The sequence below is a fragment of the Cellulomonas sp. P4_H12 genome (assembly GCF_056400905.1).
On the sequence record NZ_JBFUKJ010000147.1, the window covers coordinates 1 to 526 of the forward strand.

Here is a 526-nt window from a genome sequence, read left to right on the forward strand (position 1 = left end):
CGAATCTGGGCCGAACGCCTCCCCGACGTCCGACTCGAACTGGTGAGCCTGCCCGCGCTCGAGGTGGCCGGCGCGCTGCGGGACGGCACCGTCGACGCCGCACTGGTGCGCCTGCCCGTCGACCGCGAGGGCCCGCGGCCGCTGAGCGTCATCCGGCTCTACGCCGAGACGCCGGTGGTCGTGATACCGAAGGACCACGTCATCTCCGCGGTCGACGAGATCGGCGTCGAGGACCTGGCCGGGGAGATCGTGCTGCACCCGCTCGACGACCTGCTCGAGTGGGACGCACTGCCCGGCGAGCGGGCCGCCCAGCGTCCCGAGACCACCGAAGATGCCGTCGAACTGGTGGCCGCCGGGATCGGCGTGGTGGTGGTGCCCCAGTCGCTGGCCCGACTGCACCACCGCAAGGACCTGACGTACCGCCCGGTGACCGGGGCACCCGAGTCGCCGATCGCGTTGGCCTGGCCGGAGGACGCCACCACGGACCTGGTCGAGGAGTTCATCGGCATCGTGCGAGGGCGCACCG

Annotated in this window: 1 protein-coding gene; it reads left to right on the forward strand. The window is 72.6% G+C overall.

The genetic code is table 11. The features are described from left to right. Positions 1-42: 42 nt before the first annotated feature. The coding region (locus AC1DQC_RS20245) for a LysR substrate-binding domain-containing protein (protein WP_477053014.1) at positions 43-526 on the forward strand (484 nt) is incomplete at its 3' end.